The sequence below is a fragment of the Maricaulis sp. D1M11 genome (assembly GCF_047308265.1).
Classification (GTDB): Bacteria; Pseudomonadota; Alphaproteobacteria; order Caulobacterales; family Maricaulaceae; genus Maricaulis.
In genome coordinates this window covers 1-19651 of sequence record NZ_JBKQWY010000003.1, presented here as the reverse complement: position 1 = coordinate 19651, position 19651 = coordinate 1, and the positions used below count along the sequence as shown (strand labels likewise).

The window sequence follows — 19651 nt, the reverse complement described above, 5'->3', positions numbered from 1 at the left end:
TCAAGCGTCACCTCCATTCATGCGCCAGATCTGCCAGAGACCGCGCATGGTCAGGTCAGGGTCATAATGGTCGATTGTTCGCGACGCGCCATCAAACAGGGAGACAACACCGCCGGTCGCGACCACGGTCATGGGTCTTGCGTATTCGGCTTTGAGGCGTTCGACCAGCCCGTCGATCAGGTCAATATATCCCCAGAACACTCCGGACTGCATCGCACTGACGGTATCATTGCCCATGACGCGCTGGGGTTTGGTGATCGCGACCCGTGGAAGTTTGGCAGCGGCGGCATGCAGGGCCTGCATCGAGAGATTAATGCCCGGGGCGATAATCCCGCCCTCGAACGCGCCATCCTCGGAGATCACGTCGAAGGTTGTCGCCGTCCCGCTATCGATAATGATCAGCGGCCCCTCATAAATCCCACGAGCCCCCAGGGCATTGACCAGCCGGTCCGCCCCCGCTTCTTGGGGACGAGCCAGACGGACCTCAATATCCAGATCAACCCCCGGCTCGCCAACAACCAGCGGTACGGTATCGAAATAGCGGCGAGCCAGATTGCGCAGATTGAACAGGGCCTGGGGGACAACGGTGGAAATGACACACGCATCGATGTCATCGAAACTCATGCCCTGAAGCGCCATCAGGGCCGACAACCAGACCGCATGTTCATCCGCGGTCCGCGTCGACACGGTACTGGAGCGCCACTGCGCCTTCCAGCCCTCACCATCATGAACCGCAAACAGGGTATTGGTATTGCCGCAATCAATCGCCAGAAGCATGTCGGGCCTCTTATTCCTGATCGGAGAAGAAGACTTCTCCTGCTGAAACAGTTTTGCTGGACCCATCGGCCAGGCTCAGTTGCAGTGCACCATTGCTCAGGAGATCGGTAAAGACGCCCGTAACAGTCACACCGTTCACACTCGCGCGACAGGACTCGCCCAGACTCCAGGCCCGGCTGAGCCAGGCGGTACGGATAGGATCAAAGCCATCCATTTCCCAGCGTCGACGATAGCGTTCAAACGCGTCAACGAGACGGGTCAGCCCGGCTTCCGGCGTCAGGTTCGAGCCGTGATCCGCCAGAGCTGTGACACGGCGGCCCTGGACGGGCGGCGCGATGGCCAGGTTCACACCAATCCCCACCGCCATCCACAATCCACCGGTCGGATGAGGTCCTGATTCCAGCAGGATACCAGCGACCTTGGCGCCCTGGATATAGACATCATTGGGCCATTTGAGCCGGGTCCCAGCGGGATCGGCACCCGCTGTGTCGCACAACTCCGCAACGGCTAGCGCCGCAATGAATGACCAGTTGGCCGCTTCAGAGGGCGCGCAGTCCAGTCGGTAGAGCCCGGTACAGTAGAGATTTCCGCTCGCCTCTTCCCACGTGCGCCCTAAACGACCGCGGCCCGCCGTTTGACGACGGGCTGCAATCCAGACAGGACCCTGTTCCCCGGCTTCCGCCAGGGCACGGGCATCCGTATTGGTCGAGGCGGTTTCGTCCCGCCAATCCAGGCGCGGCCCGAGCAAGACTTACGCCGGCAGGCCGACAGTCAATGCCCGGTGCAGCAACCAGCCCAGCGGCAGAAGAGCCACAACGGTTGCCAGACCGGCAACACGCGTCACCCAGAACACCGATGCCGGAGCGGAGACAAATTCCACGTCGGAATTGTCGAACCACATCACCTTGACCACACGCAGGTAATACGCCGCGCTGACCACGGAGAAGAGCACCGCCAGGACCGAGAGATAAATCAGGCCTGAGTCGACCGCGACATAGAGCAGGAAGAATTTCCCGAAAAAACCGACCAGGAAGGGCAGACCACCAATGGAGAACATCAGGGCGGTCATGGTCCAGCCCAGGCCCGGATTGCGCTGTGCCAGGCCGGCGAGATCCTCGATCTGTTCCACCATGCCTTCACGTGTCCGCATGGACAGGATGACACCAAACGCCCCGATCACACCGAGCATGTAGAGCGTCATGAAGACCAGAAGCGCCCACAGGCCCGTTTCCGACGCTGCTGCGATCGCGATCAGCGCATACCCCATATTGCCGATGGAGGAATACGCCATCAGACGCTTGATATTCTGCTGGGTCAGAGCGCCAAACGCCCCCACGCCCATAGACAGGACGGAGATGATCCAGACGACGTCGACCCATTGATCATGCATGGCCGCGAAGGGTTCGGTCAGAACACGGGCCAGAAGCACGACGGCGGCCATTTTCGGGGCCGTGGCGAAGAAAGCGGTCACCGGTGTGGGCGCACCTTCATACACATCCGGCGTCCACATGTGGAACGGCGCGGCGGAAATCTTGAACGCAAGCCCCGAGATGACAAACACAAGGCCCACAGTCAGGCCGATATTGGTCTCGCCGCTCGCGGCAATCGCTATTTCGGTGAAGCCCGTGGCCCCGGCAAAACCGTAGACCAGCGACGCACCGTAGAGCAGCAGGCCGGAGGACAGGGCGCCCAGAACGAAGTATTTCAGACCGGCCTCGGACGCGCGCAGGCTGTCGCGATTGAACGCGGCGAGCACGTACAGTGCCAGGGATTGCAGCTCGACACCCATATACATGGTGATCAGATCATTCGCGGAGATCATGATCATCATGCCCGTCACAGCCAGAAGGGCCAGGATCGGATATTCCGGCTTCATCAGGCCTTCCTTGTGCAGGTAGGGCCCGGCCAGTAGCAGGGTAATGCCCGCCGCCGCCAGCACCGCCACCTTGGCGAAGATGGACAGCGGACCCAGCACAAACGCACCATTGAAGGCGGTCCCGCCCTCACCCGTCAGCACGAGCGTGGCGATACCCGCCAGCAAGATGACAGCCAGAGAGAGCCATTCGATCAGCCGACCCGCCAGGTCTTCCTTCACGAACACGCCAAGCATCAGCAACGCCATGGCCCCGAGAGACAGGATCATTTCCGGCGCGATCAGCGACAATTGAGAGGACAGAAGTTCCGGTGTCATGACACGCGCCTCTTAGTGTGCCGATGTGGCCGGGGCCACATCGAAGCTCGACAGCAGGTTATCCGTATAGGCCGCCGTCATATCGGTGATCGGAGTGGAGAAGAAACCGAAATAGAGCGTGAAGAAGACCAGAATGCCGAGAATGGCACCTTCTCTCCACGTCACGTCGGAAATCGTTTCCAGCTTGGGATTGGTCATCTCGCCGAGCACGACCTTGCGGTAGAGCGTCAGCATATAGGCGGCCGAGAAGATCACACCCAGTGCGGCACCGGCGGCCACATGAGGAGCGACCTGGAAGGTGCCGACCATGGTCATGATCTCGCCAATGAAACCGGATGTGCCCGGCAAGCCCACATTGGCCATAGCGAAGAAGCCGAAAATGGCTGCAAACACCGGCATGCGGTTCACCAGACCTCCGTAGAAGGCGATCTCGCGTGTGTGCATGCGATCATAGATGACCCCCACACACAGGAAGAGTGCACCGGAAATCAGGCCGTGGGAGATCATCTGGAAGATCGCCCCCTGGACACCCAGCGGGGTCAGGGCAAACAGGCCCATGGTCACAAAACCCATATGAGCCACGGACGAATAGGCAATCAGCTTCTTGATGTCCTCCTGACGGAAGGCAATCAGCGAGGTCACCACGATCGCGATGATCGATAGGGTAAAGACCAGCGGCGAGAAAATGACCGAGGCTTCCGGGAACATCGGGATGGAGAAGCGCAGGAAGCCATAGCCCCCCATTTTCAGCAACACACCGGCCAGAATGACCGAACCCGCGGTCGGAGCCTGGACGTGAGCGTCGGGCAGCCAGGTATGAACCGGCCACATCGGCATCTTCACGGCAAAGGACGCGAAGAAGGCCAGCCACAACAGGGACTGAATGCCGCCAGGAATGTCCCACAGCCAGAGATTCACCGCCGTTTGCGGGAAATCATACTCCAGCAAAACCGTGATGTCGGTCGTACCGGCCTGCAGGAACATGAAGATCATCGCCACCAGCATCAGCACGGAGCCGAACAGGGTGTAGAGAAAGAATTTGAAGGCGGCATAGACGCGGTTCTGACCACCCCAGACCCCGATGATGATGAACATCGGGATCAGGCCCCCTTCGAAGAAGATGTAGAACAAGACCAGATCGAGCGAGGCGAAGACGCCGATCATCAGCGTTTCCAGCATCAGGAAGGCTGCGATGTATTCCGCGACACGCGTCTTGATGGCGCCTGACGCCAGAACGGCCAGCGGCATCAGGAAGGTCGTCAGAACGATCAGGAGGACAGACAGGCCATCAACGCCCAGACGATAGCCCAGGCCGATCTGCGCCAGCCAGGTCACCTCTTCCACAAACTGGAAGTCCGGATTGCTCGCATCAAACTCCAGCGCCATCAGCACGGAGATGATGAACGTCACCACGGTCGCAAACAGGGCGCCATAGCGCGCATTGCTCGCAAACTTGGCCTCATCCTCATTGCGTCCCATATAGCGGATCGCCAGGATCAGCACCGCTGCCACTGTGGGCAGGAAGGTGATCAGGGAAAGGATGGGATTGTCGCCGATCATCTTAATGGCCTCCAGCGCCGGCGACGATCCAGACCGTCAGGCCCAGCACGCCGATCAGCATGACAAATGCATAGTGGTAGAGGAAACCGGACTGGGCCTGGGCGATGCGACGCGCCGCGGCCAGCGTGGTTCCGGCAAACCCGTTCGGACCCAGACCGTCAATGATTTTCACATCGACGACTTTCCAGAAGAAATCCCCCAACGCGCGGGCACTCTTCACGAAGATCACGTCATACAGCTCATCGAAATACCATTTATTCGACAGGAAGCTGTTGATCGGACCACCGCGGGCCGCCATGCGCGCGCCCATGCCGGCATTATAGCCATAGGCCCACAAGGCGGCGAAAAAGCCGATCCAGGTCACGGTGAACGGTGACATGACCACCCAGGTCGGCAGGTGATGTCCGTCACCATGTCCGTCGTCGTGATGCTCGCCCTGCCCATCCTCAGCATGGGTGTCCTCAGCATGGGCGGCGTCGGCGGCGTGAGCCGTATCAGCCCCGTGCGTATCGACGGCATGATCATCCGTTGCGTGAGCGTCATGGCCCTCACCGTAACCGGCGTCACCATGTCCTGCATCGCCGTGGGCTTCCGCCACCAGAGCCTCACCCCAGAAATGATCCGAGCGGTCCCCGATAAAGTCGGGTTTGAAGGCCGCACCCGCGCCTACAGCACCCAGAGCCAGGATGAAGAGCGGAACCAGCATGACCGCCGGGCTTTCATGCGCATGTTCCAGCACATGTTTGTCACCCCGATACTCCCCATGGAAGGTCATCAGGATCAGGCGCCAGGAATAGAAGCTGGTCAGGAGAGCCGCAACCACACCGACCCAGAAGGCCAGGGTTCCAAACGGCTTGCCCGCCACGCCCATCGCATAGGCTCCCTCAATGATCGCATCCTTGGAGAAGAAGCCGGCAAAGCCGAAATCAGGCAAAGGATTATCGCCTATTGAGATCAAGTGCAGCGGAAGGCCCACACCGGTCAGCGCCAGCGTTCCGATGATCATCATCAGCCAGGTAATCGGCAGCATTTTGTAGATGCCACCCATCTTTCGCATGTCCTGCTCATCGGACAGCCCGTGGATCACAGAACCCGATCCCAGGAACAGAAGCGCCTTGAAGAAGGCGTGCGTGAACAGATGGAACATCGCTGCGCCATAGAGGCCCAGCCCGGCCGCGAAGAACATGTATCCCAGCTGCGAACAGGTCGAATAGGCGATCACGCGTTTGATGTCGTTCTGAGCAAGACCGATCGTCGCCGCGAAGAAGGCCGTCGTCAGACCAATAAACGTGATGAAGGCCGAGGTTCCGTCCGCCATTTCGAAGATCGGGAAACACCGACACACCAGGAACACACCCGCCGTCACCATGGTGGCCGCGTGGATCAGTGCCGAAACCGGTGTCGGGCCTTCCATCGCATCCGGCAGCCAGACGTGCAGGAAAAACTGCGCCGACTTACCCATGGCACCGATGAAGAGCAAAATGGCGATCAGCTCGATGGCCGCCCACTCAATACCCAGGAAGGTAAACGTCGTCATCGAATGGTCGGACAGGCTGGCGAACACATCGTCAAAGCTCAGTGTTCCAAAGAAGTAGAACACAGCCATGATGCCCAGAGCGAATCCGAAATCACCCACGCGATTGGTCACAAAGGCCTTGATCGCCGCGTCATTGGCCGAGCGCTTCTTGTACCAGAACCCGATCAGCAGATAGGACGCCAGCCCCACGCCTTCCCAGCCAAAGAAGAGCTGCAGGAAATTGTCTGCCGTCACCAGAGAGAGCATCGCAAAGGTGAAAAGCGAGAGATAAGCGAAGAAGCGGGCCCGGTGCGGATCGTGGGACATATAACCCCAGGAATAGATATGCACGAGCGAGGAAACCGAGGTCACCACAACCAGCATCACCGCTGACAGGGCGTCGAGACGGATATTCCAGGTGATGTCAAACGAGCCGACCGTCATCCAGGTCGCCAGTTCGTGGGTCTGGGTATTGCCGCCATAGGCGACATCAACCCACATCCAAACGGACAAGAGCGCCGACAGCACGACCATTGTTGTGGTGATGATCTGGGAGGCCCGGTGGCCGATATAATTGCCGAACAGACCGGCAATGGCCGCAGCGAAAAGCGGCCCGAAGACGATGAGGTGTGCCATATGCCCTAGCCCTTCATCATGTTGACGCCCTCAACCGAGATATCACCCCGGTTGCGGAAGTAGACGACGAGGATGGCGAGACCCACTGCCGCTTCGGCGGCCGCCACGGTCAACACAAACATTGCGAAGACCTGGCCGGCGAGATCGCCCAGAAAGCTGGAGAAGGCCACGAGATTGATATTGACGGAGAGCAGGATCAGCTCGACCGACATCAGAAGGATGATGACATTCTTCCGGTTCACGAAAATGCCGAAGACACCGATCGTGAAGATCATGGCCGCCACGGCCAGATAGTGTCCGAGTCCGATCTCCATCATTCGTCAATCCCCTGTCCCGGCTTGATGTCCACCATGGTGATGGCGTCCTTGCGGTCGCGGCCGACCTGTTCGGCGATATTCTGGCGACGCACACCCGGCTTGTGACGCAGGGTCAGTACGATGGCGCCGATCATGGCGACCAGGAGCACAAGCCCGGCCGTCTGGAAGAAGAAGACGTAATCGTCATAGAGCAACACGCCCAGCGCCTCGACATTGGTCATATCGGTCGGCGCGATCGCGGCCCGGAGGTTTTCCGCCTGGGGCGAGGCCTGCCAGGTCATGCCGATCATGGCGAGCTCTGCAGCCAGCACGATGCCGACCAGTCCGCCCAGCGGGAGATAGCTGAGAAAGCCCTGTTTCAGCTCGGTGAAATCCACATCGAGCATCATCACAACAAAGAGGAACAACACAGCCACGGCGCCCACATAGACAACAATGAGCAGCATGGCGAGGAATTCCGCCCCCAAGAGTACAAACAACCCGGCCGCCGAGAAGAAGGACAGGATGAGGAACAGAACAGACCTGACCGGGTTACGCGCGATGACGACCATCAAGGCCGACAGCACGGCAACGCCGGCAAAGGTCAGGAATGCGAAAGTAGACAGCATGATGCCCCCGTCTCTCTCAAGCGTCATGAACTGATGCGCACGCCCCTAACGGTACGGCGCATCGAGCTCCAGGTTTTTGGCAATTTCCCGTTCCCAGCGATCGCCGTTCTCGAGAAGCTTGGCCTTGTCATAGAAAAGTTCTTCGCGTGTCTCGGCGGCGAATTCGAAATTCGGGCCTTCGACAATGGCATCTACCGGACAGGCTTCCTGACAGAAACCGCAATAGATGCATTTGGTCATGTCGATGTCATAACGCGTGGTCCGGCGGGAGCCGTCATCACGCGGTTCGGCTTCGATCGTGATCGCCTGTGCCGGGCAGATCGCTTCGCACAGCTTGCAGGCAATACAGCGCTCTTCACCATTGGCATAGCGCCGCAGGGCGTGCTGTCCCCGGAAGCGCGGGCTCAGCGGACCCTTTTCAAACGGATAGTTCAGCGTCGCCTTCTTCTTGAAGAAGTAACGCATGCCCAGGCCAAACGCGCCCCAGAAATCCATCAAAAGAGCGCCGCGGAGAGTTTGTGCAAGACGGCTCATAACAACTCCTATCCGTAGACGACGGTGGCGCCGACAAGGGCCACGGCAACGAGGGAGGTCGGCAGGAAGATTTTCCAGCCCAGGCGCATCAGCTGGTCATAGCGATAACGCGGTACCAGCGCCTTCACCATGGCAAACATGAAGAAGAAGAAGACGACCTTGATCGCGAACCAGAAGAAATACCACAGGCTCGAGGCGAGATAGGGCCAGCCACTGACGTCCAGCGGGAATGGCGGCTGCCAGCCACCGAAGAATAGGATGGCAGTCATGGCACACATCAACACGATGTTGAGGTATTCGCCGATCATAAACAGCAGGTAGGGCGTGGAAGAGTATTCGACCTGATACCCGGCGACGAGTTCAGACTCCGCTTCGGGCAGATCGAAGGGTGGGCGATTGGTCTCGGCCAGGGCCGAGATAAAGAAGATCACCGCCATCGGGATCATGACCAGGAAGATCGGAACCGGCAGGGCGTGGAAAGCCAGGATATTCCAGTTCCAGAACCCGCCCGCCTGAAGCTCGATAATGTCCGACAGGCGCATGGATCCGGCGAACAGCAGCACCGTCACGATGATGAAGCCGATCGAGACCTCATAGGACACCATCTGGGCCGCCGAGCGCAGCGCGCCCAGGAAGGGGTATTTCGAGTTCGACGCCCAACCCCCGATAATAATGCCATAGACACCCAGTGAGGACATGGCGAACAGGTAGAGAATGCCGACATTGAGGTCGGCAATCACCCAGCCCGGTGCCGCAGGCACAACAGCCCAGGTCACAAAGGCCAGGATCAGCGTGAGCAGCGGCGCAAGCAGGTACAAGGATCTGTCAGCCCCGGCCGGAACGACAATTTCCTTGAACACGAATTTGAGAAAGTCCGCGAAGGATTGCAGCAGGCCAAAGGCGCCGACCACATTGGGGCCTTTGCGCATCTGCACCGCCGCCCAGACCTTGCGGTCCATCAGCAGAAGGAAAGCCAGCGACAACAGAAGCACGATCATGAACAGAAGGATCTGTCCGACCGCAGCCAGAGTGCCCCAGAGCGGGCCAAATTGTGTGACGAAATCGCCCATGACTTATTCCGCAGCCTCCTGCGCCGGGGCCTGACGCAGAGCAGAGCATTCCGCCAGCGTCTGGGAGGCCCGGACAATCGGGTTGGTGAAGTAGAAATTGGAGATCGCCGCCGTCAGATCGGTGTCGGCCACATCACCCTCGCCGCCAATCGCCTTGGCATCGAATTCAGAGGCGCCTTCAGCACCCGGCGCGTGATCAATCCCGCCCAGAACCGGCGTATCCTCAAACAGTTTGGCACGCAGCTCGGCCAGGCTGTCATAGGGCAGTGTCTTGCCCACACGCTCGGACAGCGCGCGGAAAATGGCCCAGTCTTCCTTGGCCTCGCCCTTGGGGAAGACCGAACGATAGCCCAGCTGCACCCGGCCCTCGGTATTCGCCCAGATACCGTCCTTTTCCGTCCAGGCCGCGCCCGGCAGGATCAGGTCGGCCCGGTGTGCACCGGCATCGCCATGACTGCCCACATAGATCACGAAGGCCTCGCCAAAGGCGCTCATGTCGAGCTCGTCAGCGCCCATCAACACCACAGTGTCGATTTCGCCCTCTGTCGCACCGGCTTGCAGGCCCGCAACATCACGTCCGCCCTCGCCCGGTACAAAGCCCAGATCGAGGCCTGCCACGCGCGACGCGGCATTGTGCAGGACATTGAACCCATTCCAGCCGTCTTCGATCGCACCGACGGCCACAGCCAGATCCCCTGCCGCGCGCAGGATGGCAGCCCCATCTTCACGTGCCAGGGCGCCAGAACCGATGATGATCATCGGGCGCTTGGCATCCTTGAGGGTCTTGATAAAGCCCGAACGCTTGCGCTTGAGACCTGCGAGATCGGCTGCAGACGTGCCGACATGCGTATACTCATAGCTCAGATCAGCGGCTTCACCGATCAGACCGATCTCGGTCTTGTTGTTGAGCCAGGTCTTGCGGATACGCGCATTGAGGATTGCGGCCTCTGTGCGCGGATTGGTGCCAACCAGCAAGATCGCGTCCGCATCTTCAATGCCGGCGATCGTGGAATTGAACAGGTAGGACTGGCGGACATCACCGCCCAGCTTGGCACCATCCTGGCGGCAATCGATAGAGGCGATGCCCAGAGCATCGGCCAGATCCTTGGCCGCTTTCATTTCCTCAGCCGAACACAGATCACCGGCAATCATGCCGATCCGGGAGGCGTCACCGGAAAGCTTGTCAGCGGCGATCGACAGGGCGTCCGACCAGTCGGTACGGCGCAGCTTGCCATTTTCACGCACATAAGGCGTGTCCAGACGCTGCTTGCCCAGACCTTCCCACGCATAACGGGTCTTGTCGGAAATCCACTCCTCATTGATGCCTTCATGGACCCGCGGCAGCACGCGCAACACGGCAGCACCACGATTATCCACGCGGATATTCGAGCCCACGGCGTCCATCACGTCGATGGTTTCCGTCTTGGACAATTCCCACGGGCGCGCATTGAAGGCGTAGGGCTTGGAGGTCAGCGCTCCTACCGGACACAGGTCGATGACATTGCCGGAAAGTTCCGACGTCACGGCTTCTTCCAGATACGTGGTGATCTCGGCGTCTTCACCCCGACCGATCATGCCGATTTCCGGCACGCCCGCGACTTCGGTGACAAAACGCACACAGCGCGTGCACTGGATGCACCGGGTCATCTCGGTTTTGATGATCGGACCCATATGCTTGTCTTCAACCGCGCGCTTGTTTTCGCCATACCGCGAGCCGGCCCGGCCATAGGCCAAAGACTGGTCCTGCAGATCGCATTCCCCGCCCTGGTCACAGATCGGGCAGTCGAGCGGGTGGTTGATGAGCAGGAATTCCATCACGCCTTCGCGGGCCTTTTTGACCAGCGGCGATGCGGTATTCATGGCGGGAGGCTCGCCATTGGGGCCGCCCCGCATATCGCGCACATTCATCGCACAGGAGGCCGCAGGCTTGGGCGCCCCGACCAGCTCAACCAGGCACATCCGGCAATTGCCCGCGACAGACAGACGTTCATGATAACAAAAGCGCGGGATTTCCCGGCCCGCCGCTTCAGCCGCCTGCAACAGCGTGTACGAGGTCGGAACCTCGATTTCTTCGCCGTCGATGATAATTTTGCGGAGATCTTCGCTCATCGGATGAAGCCCCTATTCCGCTGCAACAGCTTGACTGACGAAGACAGGCTTGCCCTCGCGATAATTATTGATGCGATCTTCGATCTCGTGGCGGAAATGGCGGATCAGTCCCTGGACCGGCCATGCCGCCGCATCACCCAGAGCACAGATCGTGTGACCTTCCACCTGACCGGCGACATCGAGCAGCATGTCGATCTCTTCGGTCGAGCTCTCGCCACGCGCCATGCGGGTCAGCACGCGCCACATCCAGCCGGTGCCTTCGCGGCACGGCGTACACTGACCGCAGCTTTCGTGTTTGTAGAAGTAGGAAATCCGCGCGATCGCCTTCACCACATCCGTGGACTTGTCCATCACGATGACAGCCGCCGTCCCCAGACCGGATTTGTGAGCGGACAGGGCGTCAAAATCCATCAGGACATCGTCACAGATATCCTTGGGCAGGAGAGAGACCGAGGAGCCGCCGGGAATGACGGCCTTGAGATTATCCCAGCCACCGCGAACACCGCCCGCATGGGTTTCGATCAGGGTCCGCATGGGAATGGACATCGCCTCTTCCACATTACACGGCTTGTTCACATGGCCGGAGATGGAGAAGATTTTTGTGCCGACATTGCGCTCGCGACCGAAGCTGGAAAACCACTCGGCGCCCCGGCGCAAAATCGTGCCGGCAACAGCGATCGATTCCACATTGTTCACGGTGGTCGGGCAGCCATACAGGCCGGCATTCGCCGGGAATGGCGGTTTGAGGCGCGGCTGACCCTTCTTGCCTTCCAGGCTTTCCAGGAGCGCGGTTTCCTCACCACAGATGTACGCACCGGCGCCATGGTGGACATAGACGTGGAAGTCCCAGCCATGGATATTGTCATCACCGATCAGCTTGGCCTCATAGGCCTCCTTGACGGCTTTTTCGAGCGCCAGGCGCTCGGTGACATATTCACCGCGCAGATAGATGTAACAGGCATGGGCCTGCATCGCGAAGGAGGCGATCAGGCAGCCCTCGATCAGCAGATGCGGATCATGACGCATGATCTCGCGGTCCTTACACGTGCCCGGTTCGGACTCGTCGGCATTGACCACCAGGTAATGCGGTCGATTGCCCACTTCGCGCGGCATGAAGGACCATTTGAGACCTGTCGGGAATCCGGCGCCGCCACGACCCCGTAGGCCCGACGCTTTCATCTGGTCGATAATCCAACCGCGACCCTGTTCCAGGATCTCTTTCGTCCCATTCCAGCAGCCACGAGTCTTGGCCCCTTCGAGGTCCGGGCTGTGATGGCCGAACAGATTGGTGAAGATACGGTCTTTATCCTGAAGCAGCTGGGTCATGGATCAGCCCTCCGCCTTTTCAGTGTTGGGAAGCGTCACAGGCTGGGCCTTGGAACCGTCATACAGGGACGGATCCGTCAGCACGTCCGTACCATGTGGTTCGGAGGCCTTGCGATCGGATTGCGGGCCGTATTCGACCTTGTTGCCGGCGGCCAAATTGTCGAGCAGCGTCTCGAAGGATACGGCGTCGAGATCCTCGATGTAGTGGTCACCATCACCATTGGCGAGCTGGATCATCGGCGCGTTGGCGCAGGCGCCCATACACTCGACCTCGACCCAGGTGAATTTTCCATCTGCCGAGATATCGCCCTTCTTGCCGATCCGTTTTTCACAGACCTCCATAAGGGCGTCGGACCCGCGCAGCCAGCATGGTGTTGTGCCGCAGACCTGAACCAGATGCTCACCGACCGGAGCCAGATTGAACATGGTATAGAAGGTCGCGACCTCATAAACGCGGATATACGGCATGGACAGGCGCGTCGCGATCTCGCGCAGGGCCGGTTCACAGACCCAGCCCTCCTGTTTCTGCGCAATCCACAGCATGGGGATCACAGCCGAAGCCTGTTTACCCTCGGGATACTTGCCCAGCCAGAACTTGATTTCGGTTTCGCTTGCCTTGGAGAAGGCAAAGCTGTCCGGCTGCTCTTTTGCGAGACGGCGAACGCTCATCGATCGATCTCCCCGAACACAACGTCCAACGAACCCAGAATGGCCGAGACGTCTGCCAGCATGTGGCCGCGATTCATGAAGTCCATGGCCGCCAGGTGTGCGAAACCCGGAGCGCGAATTTTCAGGCGGTAGGGTTTATTGGTGCCATCGGCCACGAGATAGACGCCGAATTCGCCCTTGGGCGCTTCAACGGCGGCATAGACCTCGCCTTCCTCGACATGCACACCTTCCGTGTAGAGTTTGAAGTGCTGGATCAGCGCTTCCATCGACTGTTTCATCTCTGCGCGACGAGGCGGCGAGAATTTGCTGTCAGTGGCCAGGACTTCGCCCTGGTTCTCATCCTTCAGGAGCCAGTCACAGCACTGGATCATGATCTTCATCGACTCGCGCATCTCTTCCATGCGGCACAGATAGCGATCGTAACAATCACCATTCTTGCCCACCGGAATGTCGAATTCGAGCTCGTTATAGACCTCATAGGGCTGCGAACGGCGCAGATCCCAGGCCAGGCCGGAACCCCGAACCATCACACCGGAAAAACCCCAGGCCAGAACGTCTTCCTTGGTGACCGTGCCGATATCCACATTGCGCTGTTTGAAGATACGGTTTTCCGTCAGCAGATCATCGATGTCATCCAGCGCCCTGGGAAACTCATCACACCAGTTGCGGATATCCTGGATCAGCTGCGGCGGCAGATCCTGGTGCACACCGCCCGGACGGAAATAGTGGGCGTGCATGCGCGCACCACACGCGCGCTCATAGAAGACCATGAGTTTTTCGCGCTCTTCAAAACCCCAGAGCGGCGGTGTCAGCGCGCCCACATCCATGGCCTGAGTGGTGACGTTGAGCAGGTGGTTGAGGATACGGCCAATCTCGCAGAACAGCACACGCACATACTGGCCACGACGCGGCACTTCGATACCGGCCAGTCGCTCCACGGCCATGCAGAATGCATGTTCCTGGTTCATCGGTGCGACGTAGTCGAGGCGGTCGAAATAGCCGATGCCTTGCAGATAAGTCTTGTGCTCCAGCAGTTTTTCCGTACCGCGGTGCAAAAGCCCGATATGCGGATCCACGCGCTCGACAACCTCACCATCCAGTTCGAGCACCAGACGCAGAACGCCGTGAGCCGCCGGGTGTTGCGGGCCGAAATTGATCGTGAAATTACGCGGCTGGGTGTCGGTCATATCGTCAGCCATGCCTTAGCCCTCTGCCTTCTCATCGCCCGGAAGCACGTATTTCGCGCCTTCCCAAGGGCTCATGAAATCGAAGTCGCGGAATTCCTGGACCAGCTGAACCGGTTCGTGAACCACACGCTTTTGTTCTTCATCCCAGCGAACCTCGACAAAACCGGTCAGCGGGAAATCCTTGCGCAGCGGATGGCCTTCAAAACCATAATCGGTCAGCAGGCGACGCAGATCGGGGTGATTGGCAAACGCAATACCATACATGTCGAAGGCTTCACGCTCGAACCAGTCCGCGACCGGGTAAAGCTCGATAATGCTGTCGACCGGTGTGTCTTCATCCGTCGTCAGCTTCACACGAATGCGCTGGTTCAGATGCATGGACAAGAGGTGGTAGACCACGTCGAAACGCTCGGCGCGCTGCGGGTAATCCACGCCACACAGATCGATCATCGTGGTGAAACGGCACGCGGCGTCATCACGCAGGAAACGAATGACATCCAGCACCTGGTCGCGGTGAATATCGACCGTCAGCTCGCCATGCTCCAGGCGCCAGCCGGTCACGGCGGACGGCAGGGCGGCAGCGATGTGTTCGCCGAGGGTTTTAAGGGCTTCGCTCATCATCAGCTCCTAACGCTCGATCGAACCTTCACGGCGGATTTTCTTCTGCAATTGCAGAATGCCGTAGACCAGGGCTTCCGCTGTCGGCGGGCAACCCGGGACATAGACGTCCACCGGAACGATGCGGTCACAACCGCGCACCACGGAGTAGGAATAGTGGTAATAGCCACCGCCGTTTGCGCACGATCCCATCGAGATCACATAACGCGGCTCGGGCATCTGGTCGTAAACCTTGCGCAGGGCCGGTGCCATTTTATTGGTGAGCGTGCCCGCGACGATCATCACGTCGGACTGACGCGGGGATGCGCGCGGCGCAAAACCGAAACGCTCCACATCATAGCGCGGCATGGAGGCCTGCATCATTTCAACGGCGCAACAGGCCAGACCAAAGGTCATCCACATCAGCGAACCGGTTCGTGCCCAGGTTACGAGGTCGTCGGCCGCGGCCACAACAAAACCCTTGTCGGCCAGCGCATCGCTGACACCGTCAAAGAAGGGATCATGCTTCTTCGGGTCGTAACCGGGAACCGTGGAGCGGCCACCCATGCCGGCGGGTTTGATCAGGTCAGAACTCATCGCTCTTACTCCCAGTCCAGCGCGCCTTTGCGCCACTCATAGATGAAGCCCACGGTCAGGACACCGAGGAAGACCATCATCGACCAGAATTCGAACGGGCCAAGATGCTCACCCAGGGTCACGGCCCAGGGGAACAGGAAGGCGACTTCCAAATCGAAGATGATGAACAAAATGGCCACCAGGTAGAAGCGCACATCAAACTTCATCCGCGCATCGTCGAACGCGTTGAACCCGCATTCATAGGTGGAGACCTTTTCCGGATCGGGATTGGACGGAGCCATTACAAAGGCCATGAGCATGAAGCCCAGACCTAATACGGCTGCAATGCCAAAAAAGATCAGGATAGGAAGATATTCGAGAAGGAGCGCGTCCATGGCCCAGACCCTCGCCGTCAACCGGTTGATAGCGAACAGGGTATTCCGGGTTGGCGTGTTTCGCGGGGAAGCGAATCAGAGTGCGCCAACGGGCCCCCTGCCCGAAGTTGGGCGGAAGCTAGATCGCGGCGAAGCTCCGGGCAAGGTCAAATGACCGCCTGAAACCAGTTCTTTTGCGTGTATTCACAAGGAGACGCATGAGTTTTTCCGCACTTGCGAGGCATTCTCATAGTAAAGCCTCTCAATAACCCGATTTTCGGCGGATCAGCGGTGTCCCAATACCCGTTTCCAGAAGCTGATGCGCAGGAAGGGCGAGTGAGTCGTGAACGCCCCGTCCGGGAAAACATGCCAGGGTCGATATCCCCACTGTTTTACAAGGGCGTGGGCCTCATGCCCCACTCCTTCAGCATAAGCTGCAGCAATCGCGGCCCGGCGCGTGCACCAGCTGGTGGAGGATGATTTGAGTTGCGTGCGCGCCGCACCGATCAAGGCGCCTGACCGCGCAATCCGGGCACGGATACGCCGATAATCCATAAAGCGCGCGCGAATATCAAAACTTAGAACAAGAACACCGAGTGCGGCGAGAAGACGCAGCGGCCAGACCGGCACAAAGACAGCAACACTGAGCGCCATCACCAGCAGAACCAGAGGCGGCCAGATGGCCCGCAAACCCCGGGTCTGGTGTGACAGGCTGGAAAGAAACCGCCGGTCCGTGTCTGGGGAGGGAGCCCACCTTCGGGGCGAAGGCGTGGAAGGCGCGGACCGGCGGAAACCTGTTTCAATGACCATGACCCCACCCTCGCCTGTTTCCGTGATGCGAAATAGCGGGACCGTTTTCCAGAGCGTCCCCCCTCGTCCCGCCTGCTCGCCCGTTCACCGGCTCCGTTTTCGCAATCCCGGGTTTCGGTAGCGCTATCTTGGCAAAGTGGTCGCGCTCCGACATTTTGGAGGTCACACATGACTGCAAAGAGATCGAGACCGTCCCGATGAGCGTGATCAGTGAATATTATGGTGTGTTGGGTTTTGCGGCGATTGCCGCGGGCTTCTCCGTGATCATCGATCACAGCCCCCTGAAAACCCGCACCCTCTCTCATGCCATGAATGAGGAGCGCCGACACTGGATGATCGCCATGGCGCATCGCGATGTGCGTATTGTCGACAGCCAGATCATCGCCGGGCTTCAGAACGGGATCGCCTTTTTTGCCTCAACTGCCCTGTTGGGCATTGGTGCGGCTTTCACCCTCCTGACGGCGCTCGACAGTATTCTCGCTGCCATGAATGACATTCCCGCGCTGGCCTCGGGCACGCGTACGCAATGGGAAGTCATGTCACTGGGGCTGTTGGTGATTTATGCCTATGCCTTCTTCAAGTTTGGCTGGGCCTATCGCCTCGTCAATTACAGCGCCATCCTGATGGGATCATGCCAGAACAATGGTCGGGGCGAACGCGCCTCCAAGACCACGTTGACGGTGGCAACCAAGGCCTGGCGCATGAATACCGCGGCCGCCACCCAGTTCAATCGAGGCCTGCGTGCCCTGTTTTTCTCGATCGGCTATCTGGCCTGGATTGCCGGTCCCCATGCCCAGATTCTCGGCACGGCTCTGGTCGCCAGCCTGCTGGCCTATCGTCAATTTGCCAGTGCGGCACGGCGGGCCCTTTTGGACGAGAGCGATCATTCCGAGCCCTGAAACCGCCGATTTCCGCATGTGAACAGTGTGCATGGTTTGCACTTCTGGCGCTTTTCTCCTTGAATGGTCCGTGAGGGATGACATCGCCCGACCCATAAGGGATGCGAGGGCGGTCTATTTTATTCTAGGGGAGAAGACGCGTGAAACTCGGCACGTCCTTGCTTAATGCCGTTGAACGGGCAGGCAATCGCCTACCCGATCCGGTGACCATTTTCCTGGTCCTGATCCTTGTGGTCATGATCGCTTCGGCCATCGCGGCCGGGTTCGGCCTGTCGGCCACCCACCCAATCAACGGATCTGAGATCGCGGCACAAAACCTGTTCTCCTCGGAGAATATCCAGCGACTGCTCACCTCCATGCCCGCCACACTGACAAGCTTCACCCCTCTGGGCATGGTGCTGGTCGTAATGCTGGGGGCCGGTGTGGCGGAACGGGCCGGCCTGTTTGGAGCGGGTCTGCGCAGCCTGGTCCGTGTGGTGCCGGCGGTCCTGCTGACGCCAACCCTGGCCTTTGCGGGCATTATGTCCAACCTGGCCGTCGATGCCGGTTATGTCGTACTGATCCCGCTGGGAGGGATCGTCTATGCGGCCGCCGGACGCCATCCGATCGCCGGCATGGCGACGACATTCGCCGGCGTCTCGGCCGGTTTCTCCGCCAATCTGGTGATCTCCTCACTTGATCCGCTGCTTCTGGGCATCACCCAACAATCGGCGCAATTCCTCGTCGAGGATTATCCGCTCAACATTGCGGGCAATTACTACTTCACCACGGCGGTCACGCCGGTCCTGGTGGTGGTGATCTCGCTGATCTCCTGGTTTGTCATTGAGCCCCGCCTTGGACAATGGACACCGCCGGAAGATTTCGCGCACGCTGACGGCGATGATACCGGCCTGTCTGACAAGGAGAAAAAGGGTCTGGGTTATGCCGGGATCGCTCTTTTGGCCTCAATCGTGGCGATTATCGCGCTTGTCTGGCCATCGGGTATTCTGGTCGATCCGGACAACGCCCTGAACACGCTGACCCCGTTTTTCAATTCCATCGTCAGCCTGACCTTTGTCGTCTTCCTGATCATCGGCATCGCCTATGGCGTGGGCGCTGGTACGATCCGGTCTGATCGTGACGCCGTCGGCATGGCCGCCAAGGGCATGCAGGATATGGGGCTCTATATCGTGCTGGCCTTTGCCATGGCCCATTTCATCACGCTGTTCTCCTGGTCCAATCTGGGGCTTTTGACGGCCATTGGCGGAGGTGACCTGCTGGGCATGCTCAACCTGCCCGCTCCCATCCTGATGGTGATCATGGTGTTGATGGTGGCCGTGCTGAACCTCTTTATCGGCTCCGCCTCGGCAAAATGGGCGCTGATCGGACCGGTACTGGTACCGATCCTGATGCTGCAGGGCATTTCACCCGAGGCCGCGACCCTCGCCTATCGCATGGGCGATCAGGCGACCAATATCATCACACCGCTGATGCCCTACATGCCGCTCGTTCTGGTCTTCGCCAAACGTTATGACCCTGAATTTGGCCTGGGCAGCCTCATTGCGACCATGCTGCCCTACTCACTGGGCATTCTGGTCAGCTCGCTGGCGCTGCTGGGGATCTGGTTTGCCCTGGGTCTGCCGATCGGACCGGATGTCAGCTTCTTCTATGACATGCCCGCAGGCATCACCGCCGAATAAACACGGCACGAGCATCACAAGAACGCCGCCCCAACGGGGCGGCGTTTTTCGTGTCAGGTGCTTGCCATTAAAGACAAAATCCACAGCCTTGAGCGCATTCCATGCGAGCATCGCCCCCAACACGGATCGGGGCATGAGGCTCGGGTCGAGCGGAACGGGAATAAGGAAAAATGGCGCGAGTGACGGGACTCGAACCCGCGACCTCCGGCGTGACAG

Annotated in this window: 19 protein-coding genes; 2 read left to right on the top strand and 17 right to left on the bottom strand. The window is 59.4% G+C overall.

The window, feature by feature from the left end; translation table 11 throughout:
* From RMQ97_RS06460 to RMQ97_RS06380, 17 genes are all read right to left on the bottom strand, one after another.
* Entirely contained in the window at positions 1-777 is a 777-nt protein-coding gene (locus RMQ97_RS06460; RefSeq protein ID WP_413660039.1) for a type III pantothenate kinase, read from the bottom strand.
* Between the two features lie 10 nt (positions 778-787).
* Complete coding sequence (locus tag RMQ97_RS06455) at positions 788-1525, bottom strand: biotin--[acetyl-CoA-carboxylase] ligase (RefSeq protein WP_413660038.1); 738 nt, start codon at positions 1523-1525, stop codon at positions 788-790.
* A gap of 3 nt (positions 1526-1528) precedes the next feature.
* Positions 1529-2968, bottom strand: coding sequence for an NADH-quinone oxidoreductase subunit NuoN (gene nuoN, locus RMQ97_RS06450; RefSeq protein ID WP_413660037.1), 1440 nt, complete (start codon positions 2966-2968; stop codon positions 1529-1531).
* 12 nt (positions 2969-2980) lie between these two features.
* On the bottom strand, positions 2981-4528 hold the full coding sequence (locus tag RMQ97_RS06445; protein WP_413660036.1) for an NADH-quinone oxidoreductase subunit M: 1548 nt from the start codon (positions 4526-4528) through the stop codon (positions 2981-2983).
* A 1-nt stretch (position 4529) separates the two neighbouring features.
* Positions 4530-6680, bottom strand: a complete 2151-nt coding sequence (gene nuoL, locus RMQ97_RS06440; RefSeq protein ID WP_413660035.1) for an NADH-quinone oxidoreductase subunit L — start codon at positions 6678-6680, stop codon at positions 4530-4532.
* A 5-nt stretch (positions 6681-6685) separates the two neighbouring features.
* Positions 6686-6994 (bottom strand): NADH-quinone oxidoreductase subunit NuoK, encoded by a 309-nt coding sequence (gene nuoK / locus RMQ97_RS06435; RefSeq protein WP_413660439.1) that lies wholly within the window; start codon positions 6992-6994, stop codon positions 6686-6688.
* Positions 6994-7605, bottom strand: coding sequence for an NADH-quinone oxidoreductase subunit J (locus RMQ97_RS06430; RefSeq protein ID WP_413660034.1), 612 nt, complete (start codon positions 7603-7605; stop codon positions 6994-6996). Before RMQ97_RS06430 ends, nuoK begins: the two co-directional genes overlap by 1 nt.
* Before the next feature lie 45 nt (positions 7606-7650).
* Complete coding sequence (nuoI, locus tag RMQ97_RS06425; protein ID WP_413660033.1) at positions 7651-8139, bottom strand: NADH-quinone oxidoreductase subunit NuoI; 489 nt, start codon at positions 8137-8139, stop codon at positions 7651-7653.
* 8 nt (positions 8140-8147) lie between these two features.
* Positions 8148-9209 (bottom strand): NADH-quinone oxidoreductase subunit NuoH, encoded by a 1062-nt coding sequence (gene nuoH, locus RMQ97_RS06420; protein WP_413660032.1) that lies wholly within the window; start codon positions 9207-9209, stop codon positions 8148-8150.
* 3 nt (positions 9210-9212) lie between these two features.
* Positions 9213-11318: an NADH-quinone oxidoreductase subunit NuoG gene (nuoG, locus tag RMQ97_RS06415; RefSeq protein WP_413660031.1), complete on the bottom strand. Its 2106-nt coding sequence runs from the start codon at positions 11316-11318 to the stop codon at positions 9213-9215.
* Between the two features lie 12 nt (positions 11319-11330).
* A complete protein-coding gene (gene nuoF, locus RMQ97_RS06410; protein ID WP_413660030.1) occupies positions 11331-12644 on the bottom strand; it encodes an NADH-quinone oxidoreductase subunit NuoF in 1314 nt (437 codons plus the stop codon).
* A 3-nt stretch (positions 12645-12647) separates the two neighbouring features.
* Entirely contained in the window at positions 12648-13313 is a 666-nt protein-coding gene (gene nuoE / locus RMQ97_RS06405; RefSeq protein WP_413660029.1) for an NADH-quinone oxidoreductase subunit NuoE, read from the bottom strand.
* Entirely contained in the window at positions 13310-14512 is a 1203-nt protein-coding gene (locus RMQ97_RS06400; RefSeq protein WP_413660028.1) for an NADH-quinone oxidoreductase subunit D, read from the bottom strand. Before RMQ97_RS06400 ends, nuoE begins: the two co-directional genes overlap by 4 nt.
* A gap of 3 nt (positions 14513-14515) precedes the next feature.
* Complete coding sequence (locus RMQ97_RS06395) at positions 14516-15118, bottom strand: NADH-quinone oxidoreductase subunit C (RefSeq protein WP_413660027.1); 603 nt, start codon at positions 15116-15118, stop codon at positions 14516-14518.
* A 9-nt stretch (positions 15119-15127) separates the two neighbouring features.
* Positions 15128-15694: a NuoB/complex I 20 kDa subunit family protein gene (locus RMQ97_RS06390; RefSeq protein ID WP_413660026.1), complete on the bottom strand. Its 567-nt coding sequence runs from the start codon at positions 15692-15694 to the stop codon at positions 15128-15130.
* Between the two features lie 5 nt (positions 15695-15699).
* A complete protein-coding gene (locus tag RMQ97_RS06385; RefSeq protein WP_413660025.1) occupies positions 15700-16068 on the bottom strand; it encodes an NADH-quinone oxidoreductase subunit A in 369 nt (122 codons plus the stop codon).
* A gap of 264 nt (positions 16069-16332) precedes the next feature.
* A complete protein-coding gene (locus RMQ97_RS06380; protein WP_413660024.1) occupies positions 16333-16857 on the bottom strand; it encodes a hypothetical protein in 525 nt (174 codons plus the stop codon).
* 197 nt (positions 16858-17054) lie between these two features.
* On the opposite strand from RMQ97_RS06380, the gene RMQ97_RS06375 reads away from it, so the two are divergent.
* Together RMQ97_RS06375 and RMQ97_RS06370 are read left to right on the top strand one after the other, a co-directional pair.
* Complete coding sequence (locus RMQ97_RS06375) at positions 17055-17756, top strand: DUF599 domain-containing protein (RefSeq protein ID WP_413660023.1); 702 nt, start codon at positions 17055-17057, stop codon at positions 17754-17756.
* A 140-nt stretch (positions 17757-17896) separates the two neighbouring features.
* Positions 17897-19435: an AbgT family transporter gene (locus RMQ97_RS06370; protein ID WP_413660022.1), complete on the top strand. Its 1539-nt coding sequence runs from the start codon at positions 17897-17899 to the stop codon at positions 19433-19435.
* The last annotated feature ends 216 nt before the right edge of the window (positions 19436-19651 follow it).